This is a genomic window from Acidithiobacillus caldus ATCC 51756 (assembly GCF_000175575.2).
Lineage (GTDB): Bacteria > Pseudomonadota > Gammaproteobacteria > Acidithiobacillales > Acidithiobacillaceae > Acidithiobacillus_A > Acidithiobacillus_A caldus.
The window spans coordinates 618,274-641,673 of record NZ_CP005986.1 but is presented as its reverse complement, the minus strand read 5'-3'; the positions used below and the strand labels follow the sequence as shown (position 1 = coordinate 641,673).

Annotated in this window: 37 protein-coding genes; 1 reads left to right on the top strand and 36 read right to left on the bottom strand. The window is 60.3% G+C overall.

Going from position 1 to position 23,400, the window contains the following annotated elements:
• Window positions 1-69: 69 nt before the first annotated feature.
• Both ACAty_RS03245 and ssb read right to left on the bottom strand, forming a co-directional pair.
• Window positions 70-1,347, bottom strand: a complete 1,278-nt coding sequence (locus ACAty_RS03245; RefSeq protein WP_038471602.1) for a tyrosine-type recombinase/integrase — start codon at window positions 1,345-1,347, stop codon at window positions 70-72.
• A 130-nt stretch (window positions 1,348-1,477) separates the two neighbouring features.
• On the bottom strand, window positions 1,478-1,933 hold the full coding sequence (ssb, locus tag ACAty_RS03240; RefSeq protein ID WP_004870790.1) for a single-stranded DNA-binding protein: 456 nt from the start codon (window positions 1,931-1,933) through the stop codon (window positions 1,478-1,480).
• A gap of 82 nt (window positions 1,934-2,015) precedes the next feature.
• Here ssb and uvrA point away from each other — a divergent pair, with 82 nt between their 5' ends.
• Window positions 2,016-4,832, top strand: coding sequence for an excinuclease ABC subunit UvrA (gene uvrA, locus ACAty_RS03235; protein WP_004870788.1), 2,817 nt, complete (start codon window positions 2,016-2,018; stop codon window positions 4,830-4,832).
• Window positions 4,833-4,965: 133 nt separating this feature from the next.
• Here the strand turns inward: uvrA and rplQ are convergent, their stop codons facing one another.
• Genes rplQ through rpsL form a run of 34 tightly spaced genes read right to left on the bottom strand, consistent with a single transcriptional unit; the run spans window position 4,966 to window position 23,304 of the window.
• Entirely contained in the window at window positions 4,966-5,352 is a 387-nt protein-coding gene (gene rplQ, locus ACAty_RS03230) for a 50S ribosomal protein L17 (RefSeq protein WP_004870787.1), read from the bottom strand.
• 41 nt (window positions 5,353-5,393) lie between these two features.
• Window positions 5,394-6,413 (bottom strand): DNA-directed RNA polymerase subunit alpha, encoded by a 1,020-nt coding sequence (locus tag ACAty_RS03225; protein WP_004870784.1) that lies wholly within the window; start codon window positions 6,411-6,413, stop codon window positions 5,394-5,396.
• Window positions 6,414-6,434: 21 nt separating this feature from the next.
• Window positions 6,435-7,061 (bottom strand): 30S ribosomal protein S4, encoded by a 627-nt coding sequence (rpsD, locus tag ACAty_RS03220; protein ID WP_038471599.1) that lies wholly within the window; start codon window positions 7,059-7,061, stop codon window positions 6,435-6,437.
• A 19-nt stretch (window positions 7,062-7,080) separates the two neighbouring features.
• Window positions 7,081-7,479, bottom strand: coding sequence for a 30S ribosomal protein S11 (gene rpsK, locus ACAty_RS03215; protein WP_004870778.1), 399 nt, complete (start codon window positions 7,477-7,479; stop codon window positions 7,081-7,083).
• Between the two features lie 18 nt (window positions 7,480-7,497).
• Window positions 7,498-7,854, bottom strand: coding sequence for a 30S ribosomal protein S13 (gene rpsM, locus ACAty_RS03210; RefSeq protein ID WP_004870775.1), 357 nt, complete (start codon window positions 7,852-7,854; stop codon window positions 7,498-7,500).
• A gap of 47 nt (window positions 7,855-7,901) precedes the next feature.
• Window positions 7,902-8,015 carry a 50S ribosomal protein L36 gene (gene rpmJ / locus ACAty_RS03205; protein WP_004870771.1) on the bottom strand — a complete coding sequence of 38 codons (114 nt, stop codon included), beginning with the start codon at window positions 8,013-8,015 and terminating at the stop codon, window positions 7,902-7,904.
• A 22-nt stretch (window positions 8,016-8,037) separates the two neighbouring features.
• A complete protein-coding gene (gene infA, locus ACAty_RS03200) occupies window positions 8,038-8,256 on the bottom strand; it encodes a translation initiation factor IF-1 (protein ID WP_004870768.1) in 219 nt (72 codons plus the stop codon).
• Window positions 8,249-8,914 carry an adenylate kinase gene (locus ACAty_RS03195; protein ID WP_081254358.1) on the bottom strand — a complete coding sequence of 222 codons (666 nt, stop codon included), beginning with the start codon at window positions 8,912-8,914 and terminating at the stop codon, window positions 8,249-8,251. The genes infA and ACAty_RS03195 overlap by 8 nt, the downstream gene beginning before the upstream one ends.
• The gene (gene secY / locus ACAty_RS03190) at window positions 8,914-10,245 is read right to left on the bottom strand and encodes a preprotein translocase subunit SecY (protein WP_004870764.1); all 1,332 of its coding nucleotides are present in this window, start codon (window positions 10,243-10,245) and stop codon (window positions 8,914-8,916) included. Before secY ends, ACAty_RS03195 begins: the two co-directional genes overlap by 1 nt.
• A complete protein-coding gene (rplO, locus tag ACAty_RS03185) occupies window positions 10,245-10,682 on the bottom strand; it encodes a 50S ribosomal protein L15 (protein ID WP_014002397.1) in 438 nt (145 codons plus the stop codon). The genes secY and rplO overlap by 1 nt, the downstream gene beginning before the upstream one ends.
• Window positions 10,679-10,864 carry a 50S ribosomal protein L30 gene (gene rpmD / locus ACAty_RS03180; protein ID WP_038471596.1) on the bottom strand — a complete coding sequence of 62 codons (186 nt, stop codon included), beginning with the start codon at window positions 10,862-10,864 and terminating at the stop codon, window positions 10,679-10,681. The genes rplO and rpmD overlap by 4 nt, the downstream gene beginning before the upstream one ends.
• Entirely contained in the window at window positions 10,857-11,387 is a 531-nt protein-coding gene (gene rpsE / locus ACAty_RS03175) for a 30S ribosomal protein S5 (RefSeq protein ID WP_004870757.1), read from the bottom strand. The genes rpmD and rpsE overlap by 8 nt, the downstream gene beginning before the upstream one ends.
• Window positions 11,388-11,401: 14 nt before the next feature.
• Complete coding sequence (gene rplR / locus ACAty_RS03170; protein ID WP_004870756.1) at window positions 11,402-11,758, bottom strand: 50S ribosomal protein L18; 357 nt, start codon at window positions 11,756-11,758, stop codon at window positions 11,402-11,404.
• A 9-nt stretch (window positions 11,759-11,767) separates the two neighbouring features.
• Window positions 11,768-12,292, bottom strand: a complete 525-nt coding sequence (gene rplF / locus ACAty_RS03165) for a 50S ribosomal protein L6 (RefSeq protein WP_004870753.1) — start codon at window positions 12,290-12,292, stop codon at window positions 11,768-11,770.
• Window positions 12,293-12,303: 11 nt separating this feature from the next.
• Window positions 12,304-12,693: a 30S ribosomal protein S8 gene (rpsH, locus tag ACAty_RS03160; RefSeq protein ID WP_004870751.1), complete on the bottom strand. Its 390-nt coding sequence runs from the start codon at window positions 12,691-12,693 to the stop codon at window positions 12,304-12,306.
• A gap of 15 nt (window positions 12,694-12,708) precedes the next feature.
• The gene (locus ACAty_RS15165; protein ID WP_004870748.1) at window positions 12,709-12,894 is read right to left on the bottom strand and encodes a type Z 30S ribosomal protein S14; all 186 of its coding nucleotides are present in this window, start codon (window positions 12,892-12,894) and stop codon (window positions 12,709-12,711) included.
• 15 nt (window positions 12,895-12,909) lie between these two features.
• Window positions 12,910-13,452 carry a 50S ribosomal protein L5 gene (gene rplE, locus ACAty_RS03155; RefSeq protein WP_004870746.1) on the bottom strand — a complete coding sequence of 181 codons (543 nt, stop codon included), beginning with the start codon at window positions 13,450-13,452 and terminating at the stop codon, window positions 12,910-12,912.
• Between the two features lie 17 nt (window positions 13,453-13,469).
• Window positions 13,470-13,790 (bottom strand): 50S ribosomal protein L24, encoded by a 321-nt coding sequence (rplX, locus tag ACAty_RS03150; RefSeq protein WP_004870744.1) that lies wholly within the window; start codon window positions 13,788-13,790, stop codon window positions 13,470-13,472.
• A 10-nt stretch (window positions 13,791-13,800) separates the two neighbouring features.
• Window positions 13,801-14,169: a 50S ribosomal protein L14 gene (rplN, locus tag ACAty_RS03145; protein WP_004870742.1), complete on the bottom strand. Its 369-nt coding sequence runs from the start codon at window positions 14,167-14,169 to the stop codon at window positions 13,801-13,803.
• The gene (gene rpsQ / locus ACAty_RS03140) at window positions 14,166-14,441 is read right to left on the bottom strand and encodes a 30S ribosomal protein S17 (RefSeq protein WP_004870741.1); all 276 of its coding nucleotides are present in this window, start codon (window positions 14,439-14,441) and stop codon (window positions 14,166-14,168) included. Before rpsQ ends, rplN begins: the two co-directional genes overlap by 4 nt.
• Window positions 14,438-14,635, bottom strand: coding sequence for a 50S ribosomal protein L29 (rpmC, locus tag ACAty_RS03135; RefSeq protein WP_004870739.1), 198 nt, complete (start codon window positions 14,633-14,635; stop codon window positions 14,438-14,440). The genes rpsQ and rpmC overlap by 4 nt, the downstream gene beginning before the upstream one ends.
• Window positions 14,632-15,048, bottom strand: a complete 417-nt coding sequence (rplP, locus tag ACAty_RS03130) for a 50S ribosomal protein L16 (RefSeq protein WP_004870737.1) — start codon at window positions 15,046-15,048, stop codon at window positions 14,632-14,634. Before rplP ends, rpmC begins: the two co-directional genes overlap by 4 nt.
• A 15-nt stretch (window positions 15,049-15,063) precedes the next feature.
• Window positions 15,064-15,726: a 30S ribosomal protein S3 gene (gene rpsC, locus ACAty_RS03125; RefSeq protein ID WP_004870736.1), complete on the bottom strand. Its 663-nt coding sequence runs from the start codon at window positions 15,724-15,726 to the stop codon at window positions 15,064-15,066.
• 11 nt (window positions 15,727-15,737) lie between these two features.
• The gene (rplV, locus tag ACAty_RS03120; protein ID WP_014002394.1) at window positions 15,738-16,070 is read right to left on the bottom strand and encodes a 50S ribosomal protein L22; all 333 of its coding nucleotides are present in this window, start codon (window positions 16,068-16,070) and stop codon (window positions 15,738-15,740) included.
• A gap of 12 nt (window positions 16,071-16,082) precedes the next feature.
• Window positions 16,083-16,358: a 30S ribosomal protein S19 gene (gene rpsS, locus ACAty_RS03115; RefSeq protein ID WP_004870731.1), complete on the bottom strand. Its 276-nt coding sequence runs from the start codon at window positions 16,356-16,358 to the stop codon at window positions 16,083-16,085.
• 13 nt (window positions 16,359-16,371) lie between these two features.
• The gene (rplB, locus tag ACAty_RS03110; RefSeq protein ID WP_004870729.1) at window positions 16,372-17,196 is read right to left on the bottom strand and encodes a 50S ribosomal protein L2; all 825 of its coding nucleotides are present in this window, start codon (window positions 17,194-17,196) and stop codon (window positions 16,372-16,374) included.
• 14 nt (window positions 17,197-17,210) lie between these two features.
• On the bottom strand, window positions 17,211-17,504 hold the full coding sequence (rplW, locus tag ACAty_RS03105) for a 50S ribosomal protein L23 (RefSeq protein ID WP_004870727.1): 294 nt from the start codon (window positions 17,502-17,504) through the stop codon (window positions 17,211-17,213).
• Window positions 17,501-18,118, bottom strand: coding sequence for a 50S ribosomal protein L4 (gene rplD, locus ACAty_RS03100; protein ID WP_004870726.1), 618 nt, complete (start codon window positions 18,116-18,118; stop codon window positions 17,501-17,503). The genes rplW and rplD overlap by 4 nt, the downstream gene beginning before the upstream one ends.
• A gap of 9 nt (window positions 18,119-18,127) precedes the next feature.
• A complete protein-coding gene (rplC, locus tag ACAty_RS03095) occupies window positions 18,128-18,760 on the bottom strand; it encodes a 50S ribosomal protein L3 (protein WP_004870725.1) in 633 nt (210 codons plus the stop codon).
• A 10-nt stretch (window positions 18,761-18,770) separates the two neighbouring features.
• Window positions 18,771-19,079 carry a 30S ribosomal protein S10 gene (gene rpsJ / locus ACAty_RS03090; RefSeq protein ID WP_038471589.1) on the bottom strand — a complete coding sequence of 103 codons (309 nt, stop codon included), beginning with the start codon at window positions 19,077-19,079 and terminating at the stop codon, window positions 18,771-18,773.
• On the bottom strand, window positions 19,079-20,269 hold the full coding sequence (gene tuf, locus ACAty_RS03085) for an elongation factor Tu (RefSeq protein ID WP_004867925.1): 1,191 nt from the start codon (window positions 20,267-20,269) through the stop codon (window positions 19,079-19,081). The genes rpsJ and tuf overlap by 1 nt, the downstream gene beginning before the upstream one ends.
• An 18-nt stretch (window positions 20,270-20,287) precedes the next feature.
• Window positions 20,288-22,387, bottom strand: coding sequence for an elongation factor G (gene fusA, locus ACAty_RS03080; protein ID WP_014002393.1), 2,100 nt, complete (start codon window positions 22,385-22,387; stop codon window positions 20,288-20,290).
• A 32-nt stretch (window positions 22,388-22,419) separates the two neighbouring features.
• Window positions 22,420-22,890, bottom strand: a complete 471-nt coding sequence (gene rpsG, locus ACAty_RS03075) for a 30S ribosomal protein S7 (protein WP_004867897.1) — start codon at window positions 22,888-22,890, stop codon at window positions 22,420-22,422.
• Between the two features lie 42 nt (window positions 22,891-22,932).
• Window positions 22,933-23,304 (bottom strand): 30S ribosomal protein S12, encoded by a 372-nt coding sequence (gene rpsL / locus ACAty_RS03070; protein ID WP_004867899.1) that lies wholly within the window; start codon window positions 23,302-23,304, stop codon window positions 22,933-22,935.
• Window positions 23,305-23,400: the final 96 nt, after the last annotated feature.

Sequence of the window (23,400 nt, the reverse complement as noted above, 5' to 3'; positions counted from 1 at the left end):
CCAGAACGTGTCCGCGCGAGTTCAGGTAATTTGGAAGCAGAGCCCCAACGCGCGACTGCCTGCGTCGGCTTATTCATCTTTCTTCCCCTTGTTCGCGAGTTGGTCTTGCAGACCAAGAGAAACCTCTTTTGCCTTATTGCGAACATAACGGCGGGTATAGACAGCGGCCGTATTCGACGTGGGCGACCAGCCCATCAGGTAGCTCCGAGCCTGACGCTCGTTTTCAGGTGTAACACCTGCCTCATCCATCTTTTTTGAGAACGCATCGTTCCATGTGTGGCGCAATACGTGACCAGTGAGTCCTTTTGGCAACGACGGGCAGCGTTCCCGCAGCTCCTTGAACATCTTCCCCACTGTAGCGAGGGTCATGGGGTGGCCTGTACGACTGGCGACGAACAGGTAGCTGTGTTTCTTAGCATACGGCAATGCGCTGCGGTGGTTCAGGATGTAGGCTTGCGTCTCCGCCAGCAGCGTCCCGCTCATGGGGAGTATCCGAGCCCTGGTTTTGGTTTGCGGCTGGTATCGCCGTGGGTCATCGGGGTCGTCGGCACGTCGGTGAATTGTGACTTCCTTGCGATAGGCCACGATGTCGCTGACACGCACACCCAGTGCCTCGCCGATGCGAATACCGAGATACAGGAGCCAGTGGATGAGCAGGGCATTTCGATGGCGCGTGTGCTGATCTCGCCACGGATTGTCAGGAGAGTGCGGATCAATAACGCGCAGTAGCTCCGCCACGACTTCATCGGACTCCCCCTCCCTTTGACCAAGCGCGTTACGACCCGACCCATGAGGGATGCGCGAATCAATCGCTTCGGCCACGAGCCTGACTGTTTCGCTCAGGCGGGATGCCACTGACGGTGCCAAGCCATGCCTGCTCAGGTGCTCGGTGGCAAGCCACTGAAGGTACATCCGGATGTAGCGCAGCCGGCTAGCGGCAACATCCGGGTCAACTTCGGCGGTCGAGGTCTTCTGATCCCTCATCCGCACCTTCTCCAAAGACGCCACATTCAACGGCTTGTTTTCTCTCAAGTTGGACAGCGCGGCCAACTCGGTGAGGGGTAGCCGACAGAGGCGAGCAAGATCTTCTACCTCGCCAAGCGAAAGCAATTCACCGCTGGTAAGACGTTGATCAAAGGCGATGCCGCGTCCATCAAGGAACAGGTGAAACACCATCACACTACGAAGGACGATGCCTATGGTACTGGCCGCCAGGTTTTTCCCCCTCACCTCAGTCAACGCGAAGACGGTGGGGGCAAACATCGGCAACCCCTCCCGGTCAAGAATGACTGGAAGGCGCTCGCCTGAGGCAAGCACAACAGTCTTAACGCGGTAGCCCGAAGTCATTGTTTACTCTTTCTTAGGTATGAGATAGCAAAGATTGTAGACGCAAGCCAAGAAACCTGTAAACAATAAAAAATCCCAGCAAGCACATGGCCTGATGGGACTTTATTTACAACAATTTTATAGGTATATTCTAGAAAGGAATGTCGTCGTCAAAGTCTTCCTGCGGAACAGGCGGCATCTCGCGATTGCTACGGCCAGAACCGGCACCGGCGCTGCTACGGGGGCCATCCTCGTCCAGGTTGGCCCCGCCGCCGCCACGCCCGCCGACCAATTGCAGGCGGTCGCCCACCACCTCGGTGGTGTAGCGCTCCTGGCCCTCCTTGTCCGTCCACTTGCGGGTCTGCAAGCGCCCCTCGACATAGGCCATGCTTCCTTTGCGCAGATACTCGCCGGCAATCTCCGCCGGCCGACCAAAGAACACCACGCGATGCCACTCGGTGCGCTCTTGTCGATTGCCCTCGCGATCCTTATAGGTCTCGGATGTCGCCAAATTCAGGGTGGCAATGGCGCCACCACTGGGCTGATAGCGCATCTCCGGATCACGGCCCAGGTGCCCCAACAAGATGACCCGATTCACTCCCGCCATATACTCCTCCTTGTGCCCGGGACGAATGCCCCGAAAAACCCTATACTAACCCATTCTCTCCGAGGCCAAAGCCGAGACGAATATGGACCACATCCACATCCGCGGCGCCCGCACGCACAACCTCAAGAATATCAGCCTCACTCTACCGCGTGATCGCCTGGTCGTCATCACGGGCCTGTCGGGCTCCGGGAAATCGTCCCTGGCCTTCGACACCCTCTACGCCGAGGGACAGCGACGCTACGTGGAGAGTCTGTCGGCCTATGCGCGGCAATTCCTGTCGCTCATGGGCAAGCCCGATGTGGACGCCATCGAGGGCCTGTCCCCCGCCATTGCCATCGAGCAGAAAGCCACCTCGCACAACCCGCGCTCCACCGTCGGTACCGTCACGGAAATCCACGATTACCTGCGTCTACTCTACGCCCGGGTGGGCACCCCGTGGTGCTGCGGAGCCCCCATCCAAAGCCAGAGCATCGCCCAAATGGTGGACAGCCTCATCGCCCTGCCCGAGGGCCAGCGCCTCATGATCCTGGCACCGGTCCTGCGGGATCGCAAAGGCAGCCACGAGGAACTCATCTCCGGACTACGGGCACGCGGCCTGATCCGCGCGCGGGTGGATGGCGAACTGCTGGAGCTGGATGCCATTCCCAACCTGGACCCCAAGCGCAAGCATCGCATCGAGGCGGTCATCGACCGACTCGTCCTGCGTGAGGATTCAGCCACCCGTCTCGCGGAATCCCTGGAGACGGCGCTGCGCCTTGCGGACGATCAGGCCATCGTCGTCCTGATGGGTCCGGATCTGGAAGAAGAGCGCCTCTTCTCGGCCCAGCACGCCTGTACCCAGTGCGGCCGCTCCTTTCCGCCGCTGGAACCGCGCCTGTTCTCCTTCAACAATCCCGCCGGTGCCTGCCCACGTTGCGATGGGCTCGGAGAAATCACCTTCTTTGACCCGAAGCTACTGATTCCCAACCCGGCTCTGAGCCTTGCCGATGGCGCCATCGTCCCCTGGAGCCGCCGTCATCCGGAGCAGCATACGCCCATGCTCATGGCCTTGGCCGAGCACCTGGATTTTTCCCTGTACACGCCCTGGCAGGAGCTGCCGCAGGCCGTACAAGACATCCTCCTGCACGGGAGCCACGCACCCATTCCCCTGCGCCAAGGGCGCAAGACCACGCCACAACGCTTTGAGGGAATCATCCCAAGCCTCGAGCGGCGCCTGCGGGAAACCCAGTCCAGCCTCATCCGTGAGGAAATACTGCGCTACATGGGCCGACTACGCTGTCCCGTCTGTCACGGCAGTCGCCTGCGCGAGGAGGCCCGAATGGTGCGCGTGGGGCAGCTGGCCATCCACGAAGCCTCGGCTCTGTCCATCGCCGAAGCCTATTCCTATTTCGACACCCTTGGCCTAGAAGGAAAGGACGCCGTCATCGCCGAGCGTATTCTCAAGGAGATCACCAGCCGTCTTCGCTTTCTGGTGGATGTCGGCCTCAATTATCTAAGCCTCGACCGCTCAGCGGAAACCCTCTCAGGTGGCGAAGCCCAGCGTATCCGCCTGGCATCGCAGATCGGCGCTGGACTCGTGGGCGTCATGTACGTCTTGGATGAGCCCTCCATCGGCCTACACCAGCGCGACAACGACCGCCTCCTGGGCACCCTCAAGCACCTACGCGACCTCGGCAATACCGTGATCGTCGTGGAGCACGATGAGGACGCCATCCGCGCGGCCGATTACGTAGTGGACATGGGACCTGCGGCCGGCCTGCACGGTGGCGAGGTGGTGGCCCAGGGACACCCGGAAGCCATCCGCCAGAATCCTCAGTCCCTCACGGGTCGTTACCTTTCTGGAGAACTGTGCATTGCCGTACCCACGCGCCGCCGCCAGGCACGCCCGGAACAGTGGCTGCGGCTGAAGGGAGCGCGCGGTAACAACCTGCAGGATGTACAGCTGGAGCTACCGCTGGGCCTTTTGACCTGCATCACCGGCGTGAGCGGCTCGGGCAAATCCACGCTCATCAACGATACCCTCTACCCGGCCTGCGCCCGCAGCCTCATGGGCAGCAGCGCCACACCGGCTCCCTACGACGCCCTCGAAGGCCTGGAACACCTGGACAAGATCATCGCCATCGATCAGAGCCCCATCGGCCGCACCCCGCGCAGCAACCCCGCCACCTACACCGGCTTGTTCACGCCCATACGGGAGCTCTTCGCCGCCACCGCCGAAGCCCGCGCCCGCGGTTATGGTCCTGGTCGCTTCAGCTTCAATGTCCAGGGTGGCCGCTGCGAAGCCTGCGAGGGAGACGGTGTCCTCCGCGTCGAGATGCATTTCCTCCCCGATATCTATGTCGACTGCGATGTCTGTGGTGGCAAACGCTATAAACGCGAGACCCTGGACGTCCAGTACAAAGGCAAAAGTATTCACGATGTCCTGCAGATGACCATCGAGGAGGCCCGCGGCTTTTTCGATCCCGTCCCGGCGGTTGCACGCAAGCTGCAGACACTCCTGGATGTGGGCCTCGGTTACCTGCGTCTGGGGCAGTCCGCCACGACCTTATCGGGGGGTGAAGCGCAGCGTGTCAAACTGGCCAAGGAATTGTCGCGTCGCGACACCGGTCGCACGCTCTATCTTTTGGACGAACCCACCACCGGCCTGCACTTTCACGATATCGCGCAGCTCCTAGAGGTGCTCCAGAAACTTGTGGACGCCGGCAATACCGTGGTCGTCATCGAGCACAACCTGGACGTCATCAAGACCGCCGACTGGATCGTGGATCTTGGCCCGGAGGGCGGAAACGGCGGCGGACGCATCGTCGCCGTAGGCACCCCCGAAGCCATCGCCGGTAATGCCCACTCACACACGGGCCGCTATCTTGCGCGGCACTTGGGTCAGGCCTTGGCCCGCTGAACTCCATCGACCCACAAGAAAAAAGGCCCGAAGGCCTTTTGCTTTTCCGTGCCACACCACGGATCGAGCGATTACGTCCCGCCTGGATCCGTGCGTGGGTGCGCCGCTAAGCTCCCGACGGGGCTCGCCCGCCTCAGGCCGCCGATTCGCCCGGAGCGCGACCTTCCCGATCCACCAACTCGACGATGGCCATGGGCGCATTATCGCCGGCACGGAATCCGTTTTTGACGATCCGCAGGTAGCCGCCGGGTCGACTACGGTAATGTGGACCCAACTCATCGAAGAGTTTGACCACCGCCGCGCGATCCCGGAGTCGGGCGAAGGCAAGACGTCGACGCGCCACCGTCGCCTCCTTCGCCAAGGTGATCATGGGTTCGGCGAAGCGCCGCAGTTCCTTGGCCTTGGGCAAGGTCGTCACGATGCGCTCATGCTGAAAGAGCGATACCATCATATTCGCAAACATCGCCTTACGATGGCTGCTGTTTCTATTGAGTTTCTTACCACTGTTACCGTGCCGCATGATACTCTGTCTCCCACCCTAAGCCGAAAAGGACCAACGCACTAGCCGCCACGACCGACATCCACCACCGGACGCCCCGGCACGGCGGGTAGATTTTCTGGTGGCCAGTTCTCGATGCGCATCCCCAGGGTCAAACCGTTCTTGTCCAAGACTTCCTTGATTTCCGTCAGGGACTTGCGTCCAAGGTTGGGTGCCTTGAGCAGTTCCTGTTCGGTCTTCTGAACCAGGTCGCCGATGTAGAAAATATCTTCAGCCTTCAGACAATTGGCCGAGCGCACCGTCAATTCCAAGTCGTCCACCGGACGCGCCAGCAGCGGCAATAGGTCTTCGTGTACTGGCGCCGCATGGGCTTCCCGCTCCGTTGCTGCCTCTGCGCCGCCAAAAACCGCCAGCTGCTGCCGCAGGATACGGGCTGCTTCCTGAACGGCCCACAGCGGTTCCACTACCCCGTTGGTCTCCACATCCAGCACCAGGCGGTCGAGGTCGGTGCGCTGTTCGACACGGGCGCTTTCCACCTGAAAACTAACGCGATGTACCGGACTGTAACTCGCATCCAGCGCCAGCACGCCAATCCGCTTCTCGTGGCTCTGCCGCCGCGTCGCCGCCGGTTCGTAGCCCCTGCCCGTATCGAAGCGCAGATGCATGACCAGCTCCACGTCGCGGGTCAAGGTGGCAATGACTTGCTCCGGATTCGCCACCTCGATGCCGTGCTCGGCAATGATGTCCGCGCCCGTCACAAGGCCCGGACCGCGCTTGCGCAAGGTGACCATGACCTCATTGCGTCCCTGGGCACGCACCGCAAGTTGTTTGAGGTTCAGCAGGATATCCACCACGTCTTCCTGCACACCTTCGATGCTGGAATACTCGTGAAGAACCCCTTCGATCTCCACCTCCGTCACCGCCGCCCCCTTCAACGAGGACAGCAGCACACGCCGCAGCGCGTTACCCAGAGTATGCCCAAAACCACGCTCCAACGGCCCCAGGGATATCCGCGCACGCCGAGGCGAAAGCACTTCGAGATCGTAATGCTCTGGACGCAACAGATCCGATATTTCCGACATATTCAGTCCTCAGTACAGGGGTTACTTGGAGTACAGCTCCACCACCACCTGTTCATTCAAATCCGGAGCCATATCCTCACGCACGGGGACGGCCTTGACCGTTGCCTGAAGATTGGCACTATCGACACTCAACCACTCCGGAAAACCGCGAGCCGCCGCCGCCTCGACGGCTGCCAGAATCCGCGCGTGTTGCCGCGCCGATTCGGCCACCGCCACCACATCGCCGGCGCGGACCTGGTAGGACGGGATGTCGACACGACGACCGTTCACCGTAATGTGGCCATGGCGCACGACCTGACGCGCCTCGGCTCGGGACGATCCATACCCCAGCCGATAGGCGACGTTGTCCAGCCGCAGCTCCAGAAAGCGCAACAGCAGTTCACCGGTGACGCCGCGGGTCTGACTGGCGCGCTCGAAGTAGCGCCGGAACTGCCCCTCCAGAACGCCGTAGATTCGCCGAATCTTCTGCTTTTCCCGCAACTGGGTGCCGTACTCGCTCACCCGCCCGCGGCGTTGACCGTGCTGCCCAGGCGCATATGCCTTGATACTGACCGGACACTTATCGGAAAAGCACTTCTCACCCTTGAGAAAGAGTTTTCCTCCCTCACGTCGGCAGAGCCGGCAACTGGGTCCCGTATATTTAGCCACAGACTACCTCCAGCAGAAATTAAACGCGCCGTTTTTTAGGCGGACGGCAACCGTTGTGAGGGATGGGTGTCACGTCGCGGATACTGGTAATGCGAAAACCCACGGAGTGGAGGGCTCGCACCGTACTCTCGCGACCGGGGCCAGGTCCGCGCACCTCCACATCGAGATTCTTGACGCCATACTCCTGCGCCTTGCGTCCGGCATTTTCCGCTGCAACCTGCGCAGCAAAGGGAGTACTCTTGCGCGATCCGCGAAAACCGGAGCCGCCGGAGCTCGCCCAGGCGAGGGCGTTCCCCTGCCGATCACTGATGGTAATGATGGTGTTGTTGAAGGACGCGTAGATATGTGCAACGCCATCAACTACGTTTTTTTTGATCTTCTTGCGCACCCGAAGATTGCTGCTTTGCGTCTTTGCCATGAGGATAACCTTTCAGAATCAGCGAGTGATGGCCTTGGCCGGACCCTTGCGCGTACGCGCATTGGTCTTCGTCCGTTGTCCATGAACCGGAAGCCCGCGGCGATGCCGGATTCCGCGGTAGCAGCCGAGATCCATCAGCCGTTTGATATTCATGGTGACTTCCCGGCGCAGATCGCCCTCCACCAGAAACTTGCCTACCTCCGTGCGGATGCGCTCGAGCTCGGCTTCGCTGATGTCTTTCACACGAATGTCGAAGGGAACTTCGGCTGCCGCCAAAATCTGCTTGGATCGCGACGGACCGATACCGTAGATATAGGTCAACGCGGTCTCTATCTGCTTGTTATTGGGAATGTTGACACCAGCAATGCGGGCCATCCGCTACTCCTCCAAAGGCTCTACAGCTCTACCTGACTCCAGACTCATCAACCCTGACGCTGCTTGTGCCGCGGTTCGACGCAGATCACGCGCACCACGCCGTTGCGGCGGATGATCTTGCAATTGCGACACAACTTTTTGACCGATGCGCGGACCTTCATCACAACCCCCTACAGAGCGCCATCACTTGGCGCGATAAATGATTCGGCCCTTGCTGAGATCGTAGGGCGTCATCTCCACCGTAACCTTGTCTCCCGGCAGGATACGAATGTAGTGCATCCGCATCTTGCCCGATATGTGTGCGTTCACGATAAAGCCATTCTCTAGCCGGACCTTGAAGGTCGCGCTGGGCAGGTTCTCGATGACCTCTCCCTGCATCTCCAGGGTATCTTCCTTAGCCATGAGCTTCGCCTAACTCCTCCAGTATACGCATCGACACCGCCTCGCTGTCTCCCACCGCGGAAATTTCCCGGTATCCCGGACGACCCGCATAATAGGCAATGAGGGGCTCGGTATCCCGGCGGTACACCTCCAGACGATGACGAATCACCTCGGGCTTATCGTCGTCTCGCTGTAGCAGCTCGCCCCCGCAACGATCACAGATACCCGCACGCGTCGGTGGCTGAAATCGCACGTGGTATATAGCTCCGCACTGCGCACACACGCGTCTTCCCGAGAGACGCTCCACAATGTCTTCATCCGCAAGCACCAGGTGGACAATAGCCCGTATTACCACGGTAGCGCCTGCCACCATCTCGTCCAAGGCCTTCGCTTGAGCCAATGTTCTTGGAAAACCATCGAACAAGACCCCGCGGGCGGCATCGGGCTCGGCGAGGCGCTCGCGCACGATACCCAAGATGATCTCGTCACCCACCAAGGCGCCACTGTCCATGACCGCCTTGGCCCGACGGCCCATTGCGGTACCTGCAAGAACAGAGGCGCGGAGCATATCACCGGTGGAGACATGTGGCAAGCCCAGCCGGTTCGACAGAAGCTTGGCCTGGGTCCCTTTGCCAACGCCAGGTGCACCCAGAAAAATGATATGTCCCTGACCCTTCATCAACGCGGACCCGCCGGATTCTTGCGCAGCAGCCCTTCGTATTGGTGGGTGAGCAAGTGGCTCTGGATCTGGGCCATGAGATCCATCATGACCACCACGACGATCAGCAGGCTGGTGCCGCCGAAGTAGAAAGGAACGTTGTAGTGGACGATGAGAAATTCCGGCAACAGACAAACCAGGGTCAAATAGATGGCCCCCCATAACGTCAACCGGCTGAGGACGCGATCCATGTACTTGGCAGTTTGCTCCCCTGGGCGAATCCCCGGCACAAAAGCGCCGGATTTCTTCAGGTTATCGGCCGTTTCCCGAGGATTGAAAACCATAGCCGTGTAGAAAAACGCAAAGAAGACTATGGCCACCGTAAACACCACGACGTACAGCGTACTGCCCGGACTGAGCGCTTGCCCAAAACGGGCCAACCACTCCATACCCGGAACGTTGGCAAACCAGCCCGACAGGGTCGCCGGCAGCAGAATGATGCTGGATGCGAAGATGGGCGGAATGACACCGGACATATTCACCTTCAGGGGCATGTGCGTGCTCTGGCCGCCGTAAATCTTCCTGCCGACCTGGCGTTTGGCGTATTGAATGGGAATCCGTCGTTGGGCGCTCTCCATGAAGACGACAAAGGCAAGCACAGCCAAGGCCAGAATGAACAGCATCAGGACGAACAGGGGCTGATATTGCCCCGTACGCATGAGCTCGAACGTCGTGCCAATGGCTTCCGGCAAACCAGCCACAATCCCCGCAAAAATGATCATGGATATGCCGTTACCAATACCGCGCTCCGTGATTTGCTCACCGATCCACATCAGAAAGACCGTTCCGGCGGCCAAGGATATGGTGGTGGTAAAAAGGAACCCGATACCGGGGTCGATGACCACCGGAAGGTTACCGGCGTGCATCTTCTCGATGGCGACGGCAATGCCCAGGCCTTGCAGTAGCGATAGCACCACCGTGGCGTAACGGGTGTATTCCATGATCTTGCGCCGCCCCGCTTCGCCCTCTTTCTTTAGTTCCTCGATCTTGGGGACGACGGAACCCGCCAGCTGAAAGATGATGGAAGCACTGATGTAGGGCATGATACCCAGGGCGAACACCGTCAGGCGCGATAACGCACCCCCCGAGAACATGTTGAACATGCCGAGGATGGTGCCCCGCTGCTGATTGAAAAAGGCCGCCATGGCGGCGGGATCGATCCCCGGGACGGGAATGTGGGCGCCGATTCGGAACACCAACAGCGCCCCAAGAAGAAAAAGGATGCGGTTGCGAAGCTCGGTAATCTTCCCGGCACCCTGAGCGGCGTTGCCGATGGCACGCAGCCCGGACATCAGGCTTCCACCGTACCGCCAGCCTGCTCAATGACCGCCCGCGCTCCGGCGCTCACGCGCAGTCCCTTCACGGTGATGGCCTGCGTCAGTTCACCACCGAGGATGACCTTCACGGCAGCGGGCTTGCCGCGTACCAAGCGCCGCAGCCGCAACGCTTCGAGATCCACGACGCCGGCAATGGCGGCGCTTTCTAGCAGACCAAGCTGCACTTCGGCGACCCGTGGTGCCAGCGCACTGCGGAAACCTCGCTTCGGGATACGACGCTGCAAGGGCATCTGTCCGCCCTCGAAGCCGACCTTATGGTAGCCGCCGGAGCGCGCGTGCTGGCCCTTGTGTCCCCGCCCAGCGGTTTTACCGAAGCCGCTACCAATGCCTCGACCAACCCTGCGACGTTCCTGTTTGGCGCCGTCCGCCGGACCTATGGTATTGAGTTTCACCGAATCACCTCCCAGCGCAAGAGATAGGGAACCTTGGCCAACATACCCTGCAGCTCGGGGGTCAAATCCCGCTCCACACTATGCCAGGTGTGGCGCAACCCGATACCGCGCACCGTTGCCCGGTGTTTCTCGGTTACCCCAATCAGACTTCGAACCAAAGTGACCCGCACACGATCAGTCATCGTGACCTCCATCCCGGATATCCTTGAGCGATTTGCCCCGTTTCATGGCTACCGCCTGAGGACTCGACAGCTTACCGAAGGCATTGAAGGTAGCGCGCACGACATTGATGGGATTGTTGGAACCCAAAGACTTCGCCACCACATTGCGCAGTCCCGCCGCCTCGCAGACCGCCCGCATGGCACCACCAGCAATCACGCCGCTGCCTTCGGGTGCCGGTCGCAGGATGACCCGCGCCGCACCGTGGCGTCCCTCGACGGGATGCGGGATGGTGCCCCCGCGCATCAACGGAATCTGCGTGAGAAACCTCCGCGCCTGTTCCGTCGCTTTCTGGATGCCGGCAGGAACCTCCTTAGCTTTGCCGCGCCCGAAGCCAACCTTACCGTCGCCGTCCCCGACTACCATCAACGCCGCGAAACCAAACTGCCGACCACCCTTGACGACTTTCGATACCCGGTTGATGTGGATGAGTTTTTCCTGCATCCCATCGGCTGACTGCTGATTGTCGCGGTTTTCTCGTGCCATCTAGAAATTCTCCATCAGAAAGACAGACCGCCTTCACGCGCGGCCTCCGCCAGCGCCTTCACACGACCGTGGTAACGGTAACCACTCCGGTCGAAGGCCACTTCCTTGATCCCGATCGCCAGCGCCTTCTGCGCTACTCGCTCACCAATGGCCGCGGCTGCTGCGACATCGTTACCGAGCCCGTGCGCGCTCCGCGCTTCCTTCTCAAGACTGGAAGCTTGCGTCAGCACTTGACCTTTGGCGTCATCGATGATCTGCGCGTAGATGTGTCGACCCGAGCGGAACACACACAACCTCGGCTTTCCCTGACCCGCTATGCGGATCCGGGTTTTCCGCGCTCGCCGCAAGCGTGCGATATTCTTGTCTTTCATCTCAGGCTCCTACTTCTTCTTGGCTTCTTTGCGCCGGACATTCTCGCCGGCGTAACGTACACCCTTACCCTTATAAGGCTCGGGAGGACGATACCCGCGGATATCGGCGGCTACTTGCCCTACCTTTTGCTTATCCACACCGCGGATCACGATTTCCGTCTGGGATGGCGTCTCGATGCTTATCTCTTCGGGCACCGGGTACTCCACCGGATGGGAGAAACCGAGGCTGAGGCTGAGGGTCCTCCCTTTGGCCTGAGCACGATAGCCGACGCCGATGATCTCGAGTTTCCGCTCGAATCCCTGGGATACACCGACGACCATATTGTGCAACAGGGCCCGCAGGGTGCCGGCGTGATGACTCTGACCCGGTTCCCAGGATACGGTAGCCGTGCCGTTGTCTACCGCAAGGGAAAGCCCAGAGACCATCGGCATAGACAGCTGACCTTTGGGACCTTTGACCGAGACTTCCGTCGCGCCGACGTTGACCTCGACACCCTTGGGCAGCTGTACCGGATACTTAGCTATACGCGACATGATCCCCCCGCTTACGAGACGACACAGAGGACTTCACCACCGATTCCAGCAGCGCGTGCCGCCCGATCGGTCATGATGCCCTGCGATGTCGATACAATGGCTATCCCGAGACCATCCCGAACCCGCGGTAGGTCCTGAGCACCCCGGTAGATGCGCACGCCAGGACGGCTGACCCGCCGAATCTCGGCGATCACACCCTCGCCCGCATAGTACTTGAGCGTCAAGCGGAGGCTGGGGTGTCCACCCACCTCATCGTCCTCGATCCCCGCAATATAGCCTTCTTCCAGCAGAACGCGCGCTATGGCCCGTTTCAGCTTCGATGCCGGTACCTGAACGTACGCCTTGCCCACCTGCTGCGCGTTGCGGATGCGGGTCAACATGTCTGCAATAGGATCTGTCATGCTCATAATCCACCCTCACCAACTGCTCTTGACGACGCCGGGGATGGCGCCGCTGGACGCGTGCTTACGCAGGCAAAGTCGACAAAGCCCAAACTTACGATAATAACCGCGCGAGCGACCGCACAACTTGCAACGGTGATAGGCGCGCACCCGAAACTTTGGCGTGCGTTCGGCCTTTGCGATCAGTGATTTTTTTGCCATGGCTGTTGGACTCCCTCAGGACCGGAACGGCATGTTGAAGGCCTTCAAGAGCCCGAGGCCCTCGGCGTCGTTCTTGGCCGTCGTCGTGAAGACGACATCCAGGCCCCGCAACCGGTCGATCTTGTCGTATTCGATTTCCGGAAAAATGATCTGCTCCTTCACGCCCATGCTGTAGTTTCCGCGTCCGTCGAAAGAGCGCGGCGACAAACCTCGAAAGTCCCGAATCCGCGGAATGGCCACCGTCACCAGACGGTCGAGAAACTCATACATACGCGCTCCGCGCAAGGTCACCATGCAGCCAATGGGGTAGCCATCGCGAATCTTGAAAGCTGCTACCGACTTGCGCGCCTTGGTAACAATGGGCTTCTGCCCGGCAATCTTGGTCATGTCGCCAAGGGCTGCCTCGAGCACCTTTTTATCGCCCACCGCTTCACCCACTCCCATGTTGAGGGTGATCTTTTGCAGGCGCGGGACCTCCATCACGCTCTTGAAGCCGAACTCCTGCATCAATCGTGGAACGATAGTGGTCTTGTAAACCTGGTACAAGCGCGCTTCCATGTTATCGACGGCTCCCATCAATGACTCGGCACTACTTCGCCGTTACTCTTGAAAAAACGTACCTTGCGACCATCCTCCAGAAACCGCTGGCCGATGCGATCGGCTTTGCCGGTGGCCGGGTTCACCACCGCAACGTTGGAGATGTGTATGGGTGCTTCCTTTTCGACGATACCACCAGCCTTGCCCATCCGATCGGGACGGGTATGGCGCTTGATCATGTTGACCTTTTCCACCACCACCCGGGACTCACCTGGGAGCACGCGCAAAATCTTGCCCCGTTTACCCTTGTCCTTGCCGGCGAGGACGATGACCTCATCATTCTTGCGTAGTTTGCTCATCGTTGATTCCTCACAACACTTCCGGCGCAAGGGAGATGATCTTCATGAAATTGGCGCCACGAAGTTCACGGGTTACCGGGCCGAAGATGCGGGTGCCGATGGGCTGCATCTGATTGTTGAGCAGGACGGCCGAGTTGCTATCGAAGCGGATCACGGAACCGTCCTCGCGGCGTACGCCCTTGCGCGTGCGCACGATGAGGGCGTTGTAGACGTCCCCCTTCTTGACCTTGCCACGCGGCGCTGCGTCCTTGACGCTGACCTTGATGACGTCACCGATGTCCGCGTAGCGCCGATGGGATCCCCCAAGGACCTTGATACACATCACCTCTTTCGCACCGCTGTTGTCGGCAACGGAAAGTCGACTCTGCATCTGGATCATGACTGTACCCCTTCCTCGATGGCCTCGCTGATGACCGTCACCAGGCGCCAGGTCTTGGTCTTGGACAGGGGCCGGCACTCTTCGATCCGCACCGTATCCCCGATACGACAGGTATTCTCCGCGTCATGGGCGTGGAACTTCTTGCTGCGCCGGATGTACTTTTTATACAGCGGGTGCTGGACACGCCGCTCCACCGTGACCACGATGGTCTTGTCCATGCGATTGCTCACGACCTTCCCGACCAGGCTACGTGGCTTTTTCTCTTCGCTCATCCCTCACTCCTCGCCATAGCCGTCATCACGGTCCGTACCCGCGCAATGTCCCTGCGCACACCCCGCAGCCGCGCCGTATTCCCCAATTGCCCGGTGCCGTGCTGCATACGCAGCTTGAACTGTTCTTCCAGCAGTTGATCCAGTCGCTGGCGGCATTCCGCAAGACTCATTCCCTGCAATTCCGATTGCTTCATCCCATCACCCGACGACTGACAAACACGGTCTGTACCGGAAGTTTGGCCGCGCCCAGGGAGAAGGCCTCCCGAGCGACCTCTTCGCTCACCCCTTCCATCTCATACAGCACCTTGCCGGGCTGAATCAGGGCGACCCAATACTCCGGATTACCCTTGCCCTTACCCATACGCACTTCGGCTGGTTTTTTACTGATGGGCTTATCGGGAAAAATACGAATCCAGATGCGGCCACCACGCTTCACGTGGCGACTGATGGCCCGGCGCGCAGCCTCCAGCTGCCGCGCCGTAATCCGACCGCGGGTAACGGCCTTCAATCCGTACTCCCCAAAACTGACCTTGTTGCCACGGGTAGCGATGCCGCGGTTGCGGCCCTTGTGCTGTTTTCTGAACTTTGTGCGATTTGGTTGCAGCATGTCTGGTTGCTCCCGTCACTTCTGCTGTGAGCTACCGCCCTGGGCGGTACTCCACTCCAGGATCTCGCCTTTGAAGATCCACACCTTGACACCAATGATGCCGTACGTGGTTTTTGCCTCGGCAAAACCGTAATCGATGTCCGCGCGCAGGGTATGCAGGGGTACCCGTCCCTCGCGATACCATTCCGTTCGGGCGATTTCGGCACCACCCAGACGCCCGGCGCAGTTGATACGCATGCCCTTGGCCCCAAAGCGCATGGCGTTGGTAACAGCTCGCTTCATCGCCCGCCGGAACATGATGCGCCGTTCCAACTGCTGAGCGACACTTTCCGCCACCAGTTGCGCATCCAATTCGGGCTTGCGGATCTCCTCGACGTTGATGTGGACGGGGACACCCATCTGCCGCTGCACATCCAGGCGCAGCTTCTCGATATCCTCGCCCTTTTTCCCGATCACTACACCAGGACGCGCCGTGTGCAGGGTGATGCGTGCGCTGCGCGCCGGACGCTCGATGACGATCTGGGAAATGGCCGCACCGCCCAGTCGTTTGCGGATGAACTCCCGCACCCGGATGTCCTCCACGAGCTTGTCCTTGAAATCGCCCTTGCTGTACCAGCGGGAATTCCAATTCTTAATGATTCCCAGACGCAGTCCGATCGGATTCGTTTTCTGTCCCATGAATTCCCCGCTTAGTGTTCAGCGACAACGATGGTGATGTGGCTGGTACGCTTGAGAATCCGCGACCCCCTACCTTTGGCGCGGGCCGCGAAGCGCTTCAGTACCGTACCACCGTCGATCTGAATGCTCTCCACAACCAGGGCATCCACGTCCGCCCCTTCGTTGTTCTCTGCGTTCGCCACCGCTGACTCGAGACACTTGCGAATGGGCAGGGCCGCCTTTTTATTCGTGAACTGCAGGATTTCCAGGGCCTTGGCCACTGGTTGACCACGCACGAGGTCGGCCACCAGGCGCGCCTTCTGCGGCGACATCTGCAATCCTTTGAGTACAGCGCTGGATCTCATCTGCTTATCCCCTTAACGCTTGGCTTTCTTGTCGGCACTGTGACCCTTGAAGGTCCGGGTCAGGGCAAACTCTCCCAACTTGTGACCCACCATATTCTCGTTCACCACCACCGGGATATGCTGACGACCGTTGTGCACGCTGATGGTCAAACCGATGAAATCCGGGGTTATGGTGGAGCGCCGCGACCAGGTCTTGATGGGACGACGGCTGTTGTTGGCCTGTGCCTCCTGAACTTTGCGATCCAGGTGCAGGTCGATGAATGGTCCTTTCTTGACGGAACGTGGCACGGCGAATCCTCTATTACTTGCTACGACGACGAACGATCATAGTGCTCGTCCGCTTGTTTTTCCGAGTCCGATATCCCTTGGTCGGCTGACCCCAGGGAGACACCGGATGACGTCCTCCGGACGTGCGTCCCTCGCCACCGCCATGGGGATGATCGACGGGGTTCATGGCAACACCGCGCACCGTGGGACGAACGCCACGCCAGCGCTTTGCGCCGGCCTTTCCGAGCTGGCGCGAGGCGTGCTCGTCGTTGCCCACCTCGCCAATGGTAGCGCGGCACGATACGTGAATCCGCCGCACTTCGCCAGAGCGCAGGCGTATCTGCGCGTAATCGCCCTCACGCGCCATGAGCTGCACACCCGCACCCGCCGAGCGCGCAATCTGCCCACCCTTGCCCGGCCGCATCTCTACATTGTGCACCATGGAACCGATGGGGATATTGCGCAACGGCATGCAGTTCCCTGGTTTGATAGGGGTATCGCTACCAGACACCACCGTATCGCCGGCTTTCAGCCCCTTGGGAGCGAGGATATAACGACGCTCACCGTCGGCATAGCAGAGTAAGGCAATGTGGGCTGTGCGGTTGGGGTCGTACTCGAGACGCTCGACGCGCGCCGGGATTTCCAACTTGTCGCGCCGAAAATCCACTAGCCGGTAATGCTGCCGATGACCGCCGCCCTGATGCCGCCGGGTGACCCGACCGTAATGGTTGCGTCCACCGCTCTTGCTCTGGGGCTCCACCAAGGGCGCATGGGGAGCACCCTTGTGCAGGTCCGGATGAACCACCCGAATGACGAAGCGTCGTCCTGCAGAGGTCGGTTTAGTCTTTACGAGAGCCATGATGTCTAGAGTCCTCAGGCAATGCCAAAGTCGATGCTGGCGCCATCCGCCAAGCGCACGTAGGCTTTCTTCCAGGCAGAGCGACGGCCGACATGACGGCCCATGCGCTTTTCCTTCCCGGCGTAATTGCAGGTCTGTACGGACGCCACATCCACCCGAAACATCGCCTCTACCGCCGCCTTGATTTCCAGCTTCTTGGCGTCACGGGCAACACGAAAGACGTACTGATTTGCCTTCTGCTGCACCATGGTGCTTTTCTCACTGATAATGGGTGCCAACAACACCAGGTACTTCCGATCGGGATTCATCCGTACACCTCACCGAACTTTGCCGCCGCCTGGGCGTCCATCAGAACTCGACCGTAACGCAGCAGGTCCGCTGGCCCGATGTCTTGCCAACCGGCGATACCCACCTGCGGAAAATTGCGCAAGGCCAGAAAAAGATTTTCCGGGACCTCGTCCATGACCAGCAAAAGATCGCTACCGCCGACCTTCTGCAGCCAGTCGCGCGCCAAGCGCGCACGGGGCTCGGCGAAATCCTCGACCACGACGATCTGCAAGCGTCCCTGTCGCAGCAGTTCCGCCAGGGCCGTGCGCATGGCCCCCGCCCACATCTTCTTGTTGACCTTCTGCGCGTAATTCTGGGTCACACCCGGAAAGGCGCGCCCGCCACCCCGCCACAGCGGGCTGCGGATGCTACCGGCACGCGCGCGACCGCTGCCCTTTTGCTTCCAGGGTTTACGCCCGCCACCCCGGACTGCCGAACGGTTTTTCTGAGCCGCAGTGCCACTGCGCAGCCCGGCAAGCTGTGCCACGACCACCTGATGCAGCAGCGCTTCGTTATAGGGGACGGCAAATACCGCATCCGCCAGTTCAACCGGCTGCGCCTTGCCGCTGCTCACCACCATACCATTGACCTGCATTGCCTGCTCCTAAGCCCGTACGGCCGGCCGGACGATGACGTCACCCTGGTTGGCTCCGGGTACGGCACCCTTGACCATGAGGAGGCGACGCTCTGCATCGATACGCACCAATTCCAGATTGAGCGTGGTCACCTGCTCATTACCCAGTTGACCCGCCATCTTCTTGCCCTTGAATACCCGGCCTGGCGTCTGCCGGCAGCCGATGGAACCTGGGGCGCGGTGAGACAGCGAGTTACCATGGCTCGCCCGGTTACTGCGAAAATTATGCCGCTTGATCGCACCGGCGAAGCCTTTACCCTTGCTGATACCCGTAACGTCCACCCGCTGCCCGGTATTGAAGATGTCGAGCCCAATTTCCTGACCAAGCTGGGGATCCTCGAGACCCGGATCCCGGAACTCGCGCAGGACACGCCCGGGCTGGGCGCCAGCCCGCCGGTAGTGACCAGCCAGAGCCGAGGTCACCCGCTGCGGGCGACGTTCACCGGTACTCACTTGAACGGCCGTATAGCCGTCCCTCTCCTGGGTCTTGATCTGGGTGATGGTATTCGTATCCACCTGGATCACCGTCACCGGCACCACCCGCCCGTCTTCGCTCCGAATTCGGGTCATCCCTATTTTGCGTCCAACCAAGCCGATGGCCATGATCATTCCCTCACAACTTGATTTCGACATCGACGCCGGCGGCCAGATCCAGCTTGATCAGAGCATCCACCGTCTTGTCGTTGGGGTCCAGAATGTCCAGCAGACGTTTGTGCGTGCGCTGCTCGAACTGATCCCGGGCATTCTTGTCGACGTGCGGAGAGCGCAGCACCGTGAAGCGCTCGATCTTGGTGGGCAAGGGAATGGGACCGCACACCCGCGCACCCGTGCGGCGAGCGGTCTCGACGATCTCCGCCGCCGAAATATCCAGCATGCGGTAGTCGTAGGACTTGAGGCGAATACGAATCTTGGATCCCGCCATCACTCCACCACCTTGGACACGACGCCGGCGCCGACGGTTCGACCGCCCTCACGCACCGCAAAGCGCAGCCCCTCTTCCATGGCAATGGGCGCAATCAGGGTCACCTTGAACTGGATGTTGTCCCCAGGCATCACCATCTCCACACCCTCGGGCAACTCCACCGCCCCCGTCACGTCCGTCGTCCGAAAGTAAAACTGCGGCCGATACCCATTGAAAAACGGCGTGTGCCGACCACCCTCTTCCTTGGACAGCACATACACCTCCGCCTCAAAACGGGTGTGCGGCTTGATACTGCCCGGCTTGGCCAGCACCTGCCCACGCTCCACCTCGTCCTTCTTGGTACCCCGCAACAACACCCCGACGTTGTCGCCCGCCTGACCCTGGTCCAGAATCTTGCGGAACATCTCCACACCCGTCACCGTGGTCTTGCTCGTCGGCCGCAGCCCCACGATCTCAATCTCATCGCCCACCTTGACGATGCCGCGCTCAATACGCCCGGTCACCACCGTACCACGCCCAGAAATACTGAACACGTCCTCGATGGGCATCAAAAAGGTCTTGTCGATAGGCCGCTCCGGCATGGGAATGTAACTGTCCATCGCCGCCGCCAGCTTGAATATGGCCGGCTCACCAATGTCGCTCTGATCCCCTTCCAAAGCCTTCAGGGCCGAGCCGATCACCACCGGAATGTCGTCCCCAGGGAAATCGTACTTGGACAGGAGCTCCCGCACCTCCATCTCCACCAACTCCAGGAGCTCGGCATCGTCCACCATGTCGGCCTTGTTCATAAAGACCACGATGTACGGCACACCCACCTGACGCGCCAGCAAAATGTGCTCCCGCGTCTGCGGCATCGGCCCGTCCGCCGCAGAAACCACCAGAATCGCACCGTCCATCTGCGCCGCACCCGTGATCATGTTCTTCACATAGTCCGCATGCCCAGGACAATCCACGTGCGCGTAGTGCCGGTTCTCCGTCTCGTACTCCACGTGCGAGGTCGCAATGGTAATCCCACGCGCCCGCTCCTCCGGCGCATTATCAATCTGGTCATAGGCCCGCGCCTCACCACCAAACTTCGCCGACAACACCTTCGTCAGCGCCGCCGTCAACGTGGTCTTCCCATGGTCCACATGACCAATCGTCCCCACATTCACATGCGGCTTCGTCCGCTCAAACTTTCCTTTGGACATTCTCCACTCTCCTAACGACTAGCGCTGACTTTTCTTGATGATGGCTTCGGCCACGTGGCCCGGAACTTCCATGTATTTCTCAAACTGCATGGTGTACGTTGCCCGCCCCTGCGACAGGGAGCGCAAGGTCGTGGCGTACCCAAACATCTCGGCGAGGGGCACTTCCGCCTTGATTACCTTGGCGCCCGCCTCGTCTTCCATGCCCTGCATGACGCCGCGGCGACTATTGATGTCGCCGATGATGTCGCCCATGTACTCTTCGGGGGTGACCACCTCTACCCCGAAGATGGGTTCGAGCAGTACCGGGTTGGCTTTGGCTGCACCCGCCTTGAAGGCCATGGAGCCGGCGATCTTGAAGGCTGCTTCCGAGGAGTCGACCTCATGGTAGGATCCGTCGAAGATGGTCGCCTTCACATCGACCACCGGAAAGCCCGCGATTATACCATTTTCCAAAGCCTCTTCAACGCCTTTCTGCGTTGGCCCGATATATTCCTTGGGAACGACACCGCCTACCACGGCATTCTCGAAAACGAAGCCACTGCCAGGCTCCAAAGGCTCGAGGCGCAGCCACACATGGCCATATTGACCCCGGCCACCGGACTGACGCACGAACTTTCCTTCCGACTCCACAGCCTTACGGATGGTCTCCCGATAGGCCACCTGCGGTGCACCGACCGTCGCCTCCACATTGAACTCCCGCTTCATGCGGTCGACGATGATTTCCAGGTGGAGTTCGCCCATACCGGAAATGATGGTCTGACCCGATTCAGGATCGGTGCGCACACGGAAGGAGGGATCCTCCTGGGCGAGCTTGCCGAGGGCGATACCCATTTTTTCTTGATCGGCCTTGGTCTTGGGCTCGACGGCGACGTGGATCACCGGTTCCGGGAACTCCATCTGTTCCAGCAGGATGGGCTTGTTCATGTCGCAGAGGGTATCCCCGGTGAAGGCGGTCTTGAGGCCCACGGCAGCGGCGATATCACCGGCATAGACTTCCTTGATCTCGCGCCGCTCATTGGCGTGCATCTGCAGGACGCGGCCGATACGCTCCCGCTGCCCACGACCGGGATTGGACACCGTGGAACCGGCCTGCAGGACGCCGGAGTAGACCCGGAAAAAGGTGAGCTGGCCGACGAAGGGATCGGTCATGATCTTGAAGGCCAGGGCCGAGAACGGCTGGTCATCGTCGGCCGACCGCTCTACCTGCGCCCCGTCGTTGGGATCCACACCCTTCACCGGTGGGATATCTTTGGGGGACGGTAGATAGTCCAAGACCGCGTCCAAGGCCGCCTGCACCCCACGGTTCTTGAAGGCGCTGCCGCAGAGCACGGGGACGAGCTCGCTGGCAATGGTGGCTCGCCGCAGGGCGGCCTTGAGCTCTTCCACCGTCACCGTCTCGCCCTCGAGATATTTCATCATCAGGGTCTCGTCGGTGTCGCAGATAGCCTCCACCATGGACTGATGGGCTGCCTCTGCGGCCTCCTTCAACTCGGCGGGAATCTCTTCTTCCGTAAAACGCATACCCTGGGTAGCATCGTCCCAGATGATGGCCTTCATCTTCATGAGGTCGATGACGCCGTGGAACTGGTCTTCCGCACCGATTGGCAACTGGATGGGCAGGGCATTGCCGCGCAGGCGGGCACGAATCTGCTCCACCACCCGCTGGAAATTGGCGCCCTGGCGATCCATCTTGTTGACGAAAGCAATGCGGGGAACACCGTACTTGTTGGCCTGACGCCATACCGTCTCGGACTGCGGTTGGACACCACCCACCGCACAAAACACCGCCATGGCACCATCGAGAACGCGCAGGGAGCGTTCCACCTCGATGGTGAAGTCCACGTGGCCCGGCGTGTCGATGATGTTGATGCGGTGCTCAGGACGGGAACCGTCCATGCCTTTCCAGAAGCAGGTGGTTGCTGCGGAGGTGATGGTGATGCCGCGCTCCTGCTCCTGCGCCATCCAGTCCATGGTCGCAGTGCCCTCGTGCACCTCGCCCAACTTGTGCGAGACACCGGTGTAGAACAGGATGCGCTCGGTTGTGGTCGTCTTGCCGGCATCGATGTGGGCCATGATGCCGATGTTGCGATAGCGGTCGATGGGGGTTGTGCGCGCCACGGTTGGGTCCTTGTCGTTGAGAGCGGTGGAAATTACCAGCGGAAGTGGGCGAACGCCTTGTTCGCCTCGGCCATCCGGTGCGTCTCTTCGCGCTTGCGCACGGCGTTACCGCGATTTTCGGCAGCCTCCAGGATTTCCGCTGCCAAACGGTTGCCCATGGATTTTTCGTTGCGCTTACGCGCCGAATCCCGCAGCCAGCGCATCGCCAAGGCCATACGCCGATCGGAGCGCACCTCTACCGGCACCTGATAGGTTGCACCACCCACCCGTCGGCTCTTCACCTCGACCACGGGGCGCACGTTGTCGATGGCCTTGCGAAAGACTTCCATGGGATCGGTTTTGGCCTTTTCACCGACGATCTCGAGGGCGCCGTAGACGATCTTCTCGGCGGTGCTCTTCTTACCATCGCGCATCATGACGTTGGCAAACTTGGCGATGAGCTCTTCCTTGTATTTTGGATCCGGCAGGACCGTACGCTTGGGCACTTCACGACGTCTTGGCATGACTCTCGAAACTCCTCGATGCGGATAGGCTACGACCGGCCTTTACTTGGGCCGTTTGGCGCCGTACTTGGAACGGGCCTGTTTACGATTCTTGACGCCCGCAGTATCCAGGGTGCCACGGACGATGTGGTAGCGTACGCCAGGAAGATCCTTGACGCGACCACCGCGAATGAGGACCACCGAGTGCTCCTGCAGGTTGTGCCCCTCACCCGGAATGTAGCTGCTGACTTCGAAGCCATTGGTAAGACGCACGCGCGCCACCTTACGCAAAGCCGAGTTGGGCTTTTTCGGGGTGGTGGTGTAGACACGGGTACAGACGCCGCGCTTCTGGGGGTTGGCCTCCAGGGCGGGCACCTTGCTTTTGGCCGTCGGCGCCTTGCGCGGTTTGCGCACCAGTTGGTTCAGTGTGGGCATCTACCATCTCCAAAGTCAGAAAGCGGCCACGAAGCGCCGCCAGAGAGAGCGCGCATTTTAGTGATGCGCGCCTGAGGTGTCAAGAAAAGTCTTGGC

Bases quoted from the DNA above. Each gene is read 5' to 3' on its own strand.
- ACAty_RS03245 (WP_038471602.1), bottom strand. From the start codon at position 1,347: ATGACTTCGGGCTACCGCGTTAAGACTGTTGTGCTTGCCTCAGGCGAG.
- ssb (WP_004870790.1), bottom strand. From the start codon at position 1,933: ATGGCGGGAGTGAATCGGGTCATCTTGTTGGGGCACCTGGGCCGTGAT.
- uvrA (WP_004870788.1), top strand. From the start codon at position 2,016: ATGGACCACATCCACATCCGCGGCGCCCGCACGCACAACCTCAAGAAT.
- rplQ (WP_004870787.1), bottom strand. From the start codon at position 5,352: ATGCGGCACGGTAACAGTGGTAAGAAACTCAATAGAAACAGCAGCCAT.
- ACAty_RS03225 (WP_004870784.1), bottom strand. From the start codon at position 6,413: ATGTCGGAAATATCGGATCTGTTGCGTCCAGAGCATTACGATCTCGAA.
- rpsK (WP_004870778.1), bottom strand. From the start codon at position 7,479: ATGGCAAAGACGCAAAGCAGCAATCTTCGGGTGCGCAAGAAGATCAAA.
- rpsM (WP_004870775.1), bottom strand. From the start codon at position 7,854: ATGGCCCGCATTGCTGGTGTCAACATTCCCAATAACAAGCAGATAGAG.
- rpmJ (WP_004870771.1), bottom strand. From the start codon at position 8,015: ATGAAGGTCCGCGCATCGGTCAAAAAGTTGTGTCGCAATTGCAAGATC.
- infA (WP_004870768.1), bottom strand. From the start codon at position 8,256: ATGGCTAAGGAAGATACCCTGGAGATGCAGGGAGAGGTCATCGAGAAC.
- ACAty_RS03195 (WP_081254358.1), bottom strand. From the start codon at position 8,914: ATGAAGGGTCAGGGACATATCATTTTTCTGGGTGCACCTGGCGTTGGC.
- secY (WP_004870764.1), bottom strand. From the start codon at position 10,245: ATGTCCGGGCTGCGTGCCATCGGCAACGCCGCTCAGGGTGCCGGGAAG.
- rpmD (WP_038471596.1), bottom strand. From the start codon at position 10,864: ATGACTGATCGTGTGCGGGTCACTTTGGTTCGAAGTCTGATTGGGGTA.
- rpsE (WP_004870757.1), bottom strand. From the start codon at position 11,387: ATGGCACGAGAAAACCGCGACAATCAGCAGTCAGCCGATGGGATGCAG.
- rplR (WP_004870756.1), bottom strand. From the start codon at position 11,758: ATGAAAGACAAGAATATCGCACGCTTGCGGCGAGCGCGGAAAACCCGG.
- rplF (WP_004870753.1), bottom strand. From the start codon at position 12,292: ATGTCGCGTATAGCTAAGTATCCGGTACAGCTGCCCAAGGGTGTCGAG.
- rpsH (WP_004870751.1), bottom strand. From the start codon at position 12,693: ATGACAGATCCTATTGCAGACATGTTGACCCGCATCCGCAACGCGCAG.
- ACAty_RS15165 (WP_004870748.1), bottom strand. From the start codon at position 12,894: ATGGCAAAAAAATCACTGATCGCAAAGGCCGAACGCACGCCAAAGTTT.
- rplE (WP_004870746.1), bottom strand. From the start codon at position 13,452: ATGGAAGCGCGCTTGTACCAGGTTTACAAGACCACTATCGTTCCACGA.
- rplX (WP_004870744.1), bottom strand. From the start codon at position 13,790: ATGAGCAAACTACGCAAGAATGATGAGGTCATCGTCCTCGCCGGCAAG.
- rplN (WP_004870742.1), bottom strand. From the start codon at position 14,169: ATGATCCAGATGCAGAGTCGACTTTCCGTTGCCGACAACAGCGGTGCG.
- rpsQ (WP_004870741.1), bottom strand. From the start codon at position 14,441: ATGAGCGAAGAGAAAAAGCCACGTAGCCTGGTCGGGAAGGTCGTGAGC.
- rpmC (WP_004870739.1), bottom strand. From the start codon at position 14,635: ATGAAGCAATCGGAATTGCAGGGAATGAGTCTTGCGGAATGCCGCCAG.
- rplP (WP_004870737.1), bottom strand. From the start codon at position 15,048: ATGCTGCAACCAAATCGCACAAAGTTCAGAAAACAGCACAAGGGCCGC.
- rpsC (WP_004870736.1), bottom strand. From the start codon at position 15,726: ATGGGACAGAAAACGAATCCGATCGGACTGCGTCTGGGAATCATTAAG.
- rplV (WP_014002394.1), bottom strand. From the start codon at position 16,070: ATGAGATCCAGCGCTGTACTCAAAGGATTGCAGATGTCGCCGCAGAAG.
- rplB (WP_004870729.1), bottom strand. From the start codon at position 17,196: ATGGCTCTCGTAAAGACTAAACCGACCTCTGCAGGACGACGCTTCGTC.
- rplW (WP_004870727.1), bottom strand. From the start codon at position 17,504: ATGAATCCCGATCGGAAGTACCTGGTGTTGTTGGCACCCATTATCAGT.
- rplD (WP_004870726.1), bottom strand. From the start codon at position 18,118: ATGCAGGTCAATGGTATGGTGGTGAGCAGCGGCAAGGCGCAGCCGGTT.
- rplC (WP_004870725.1), bottom strand. From the start codon at position 18,760: ATGGCCATCGGCTTGGTTGGACGCAAAATAGGGATGACCCGAATTCGG.
- rpsJ (WP_038471589.1), bottom strand. From the start codon at position 19,079: ATGGCGGGATCCAAGATTCGTATTCGCCTCAAGTCCTACGACTACCGC.
- tuf (WP_004867925.1), bottom strand. From the start codon at position 20,269: ATGTCCAAAGGAAAGTTTGAGCGGACGAAGCCGCATGTGAATGTGGGG.
- rpsG (WP_004867897.1), bottom strand. From the start codon at position 22,890: ATGCCAAGACGTCGTGAAGTGCCCAAGCGTACGGTCCTGCCGGATCCA.
- rpsL (WP_004867899.1), bottom strand. From the start codon at position 23,304: ATGCCCACACTGAACCAACTGGTGCGCAAACCGCGCAAGGCGCCGACG.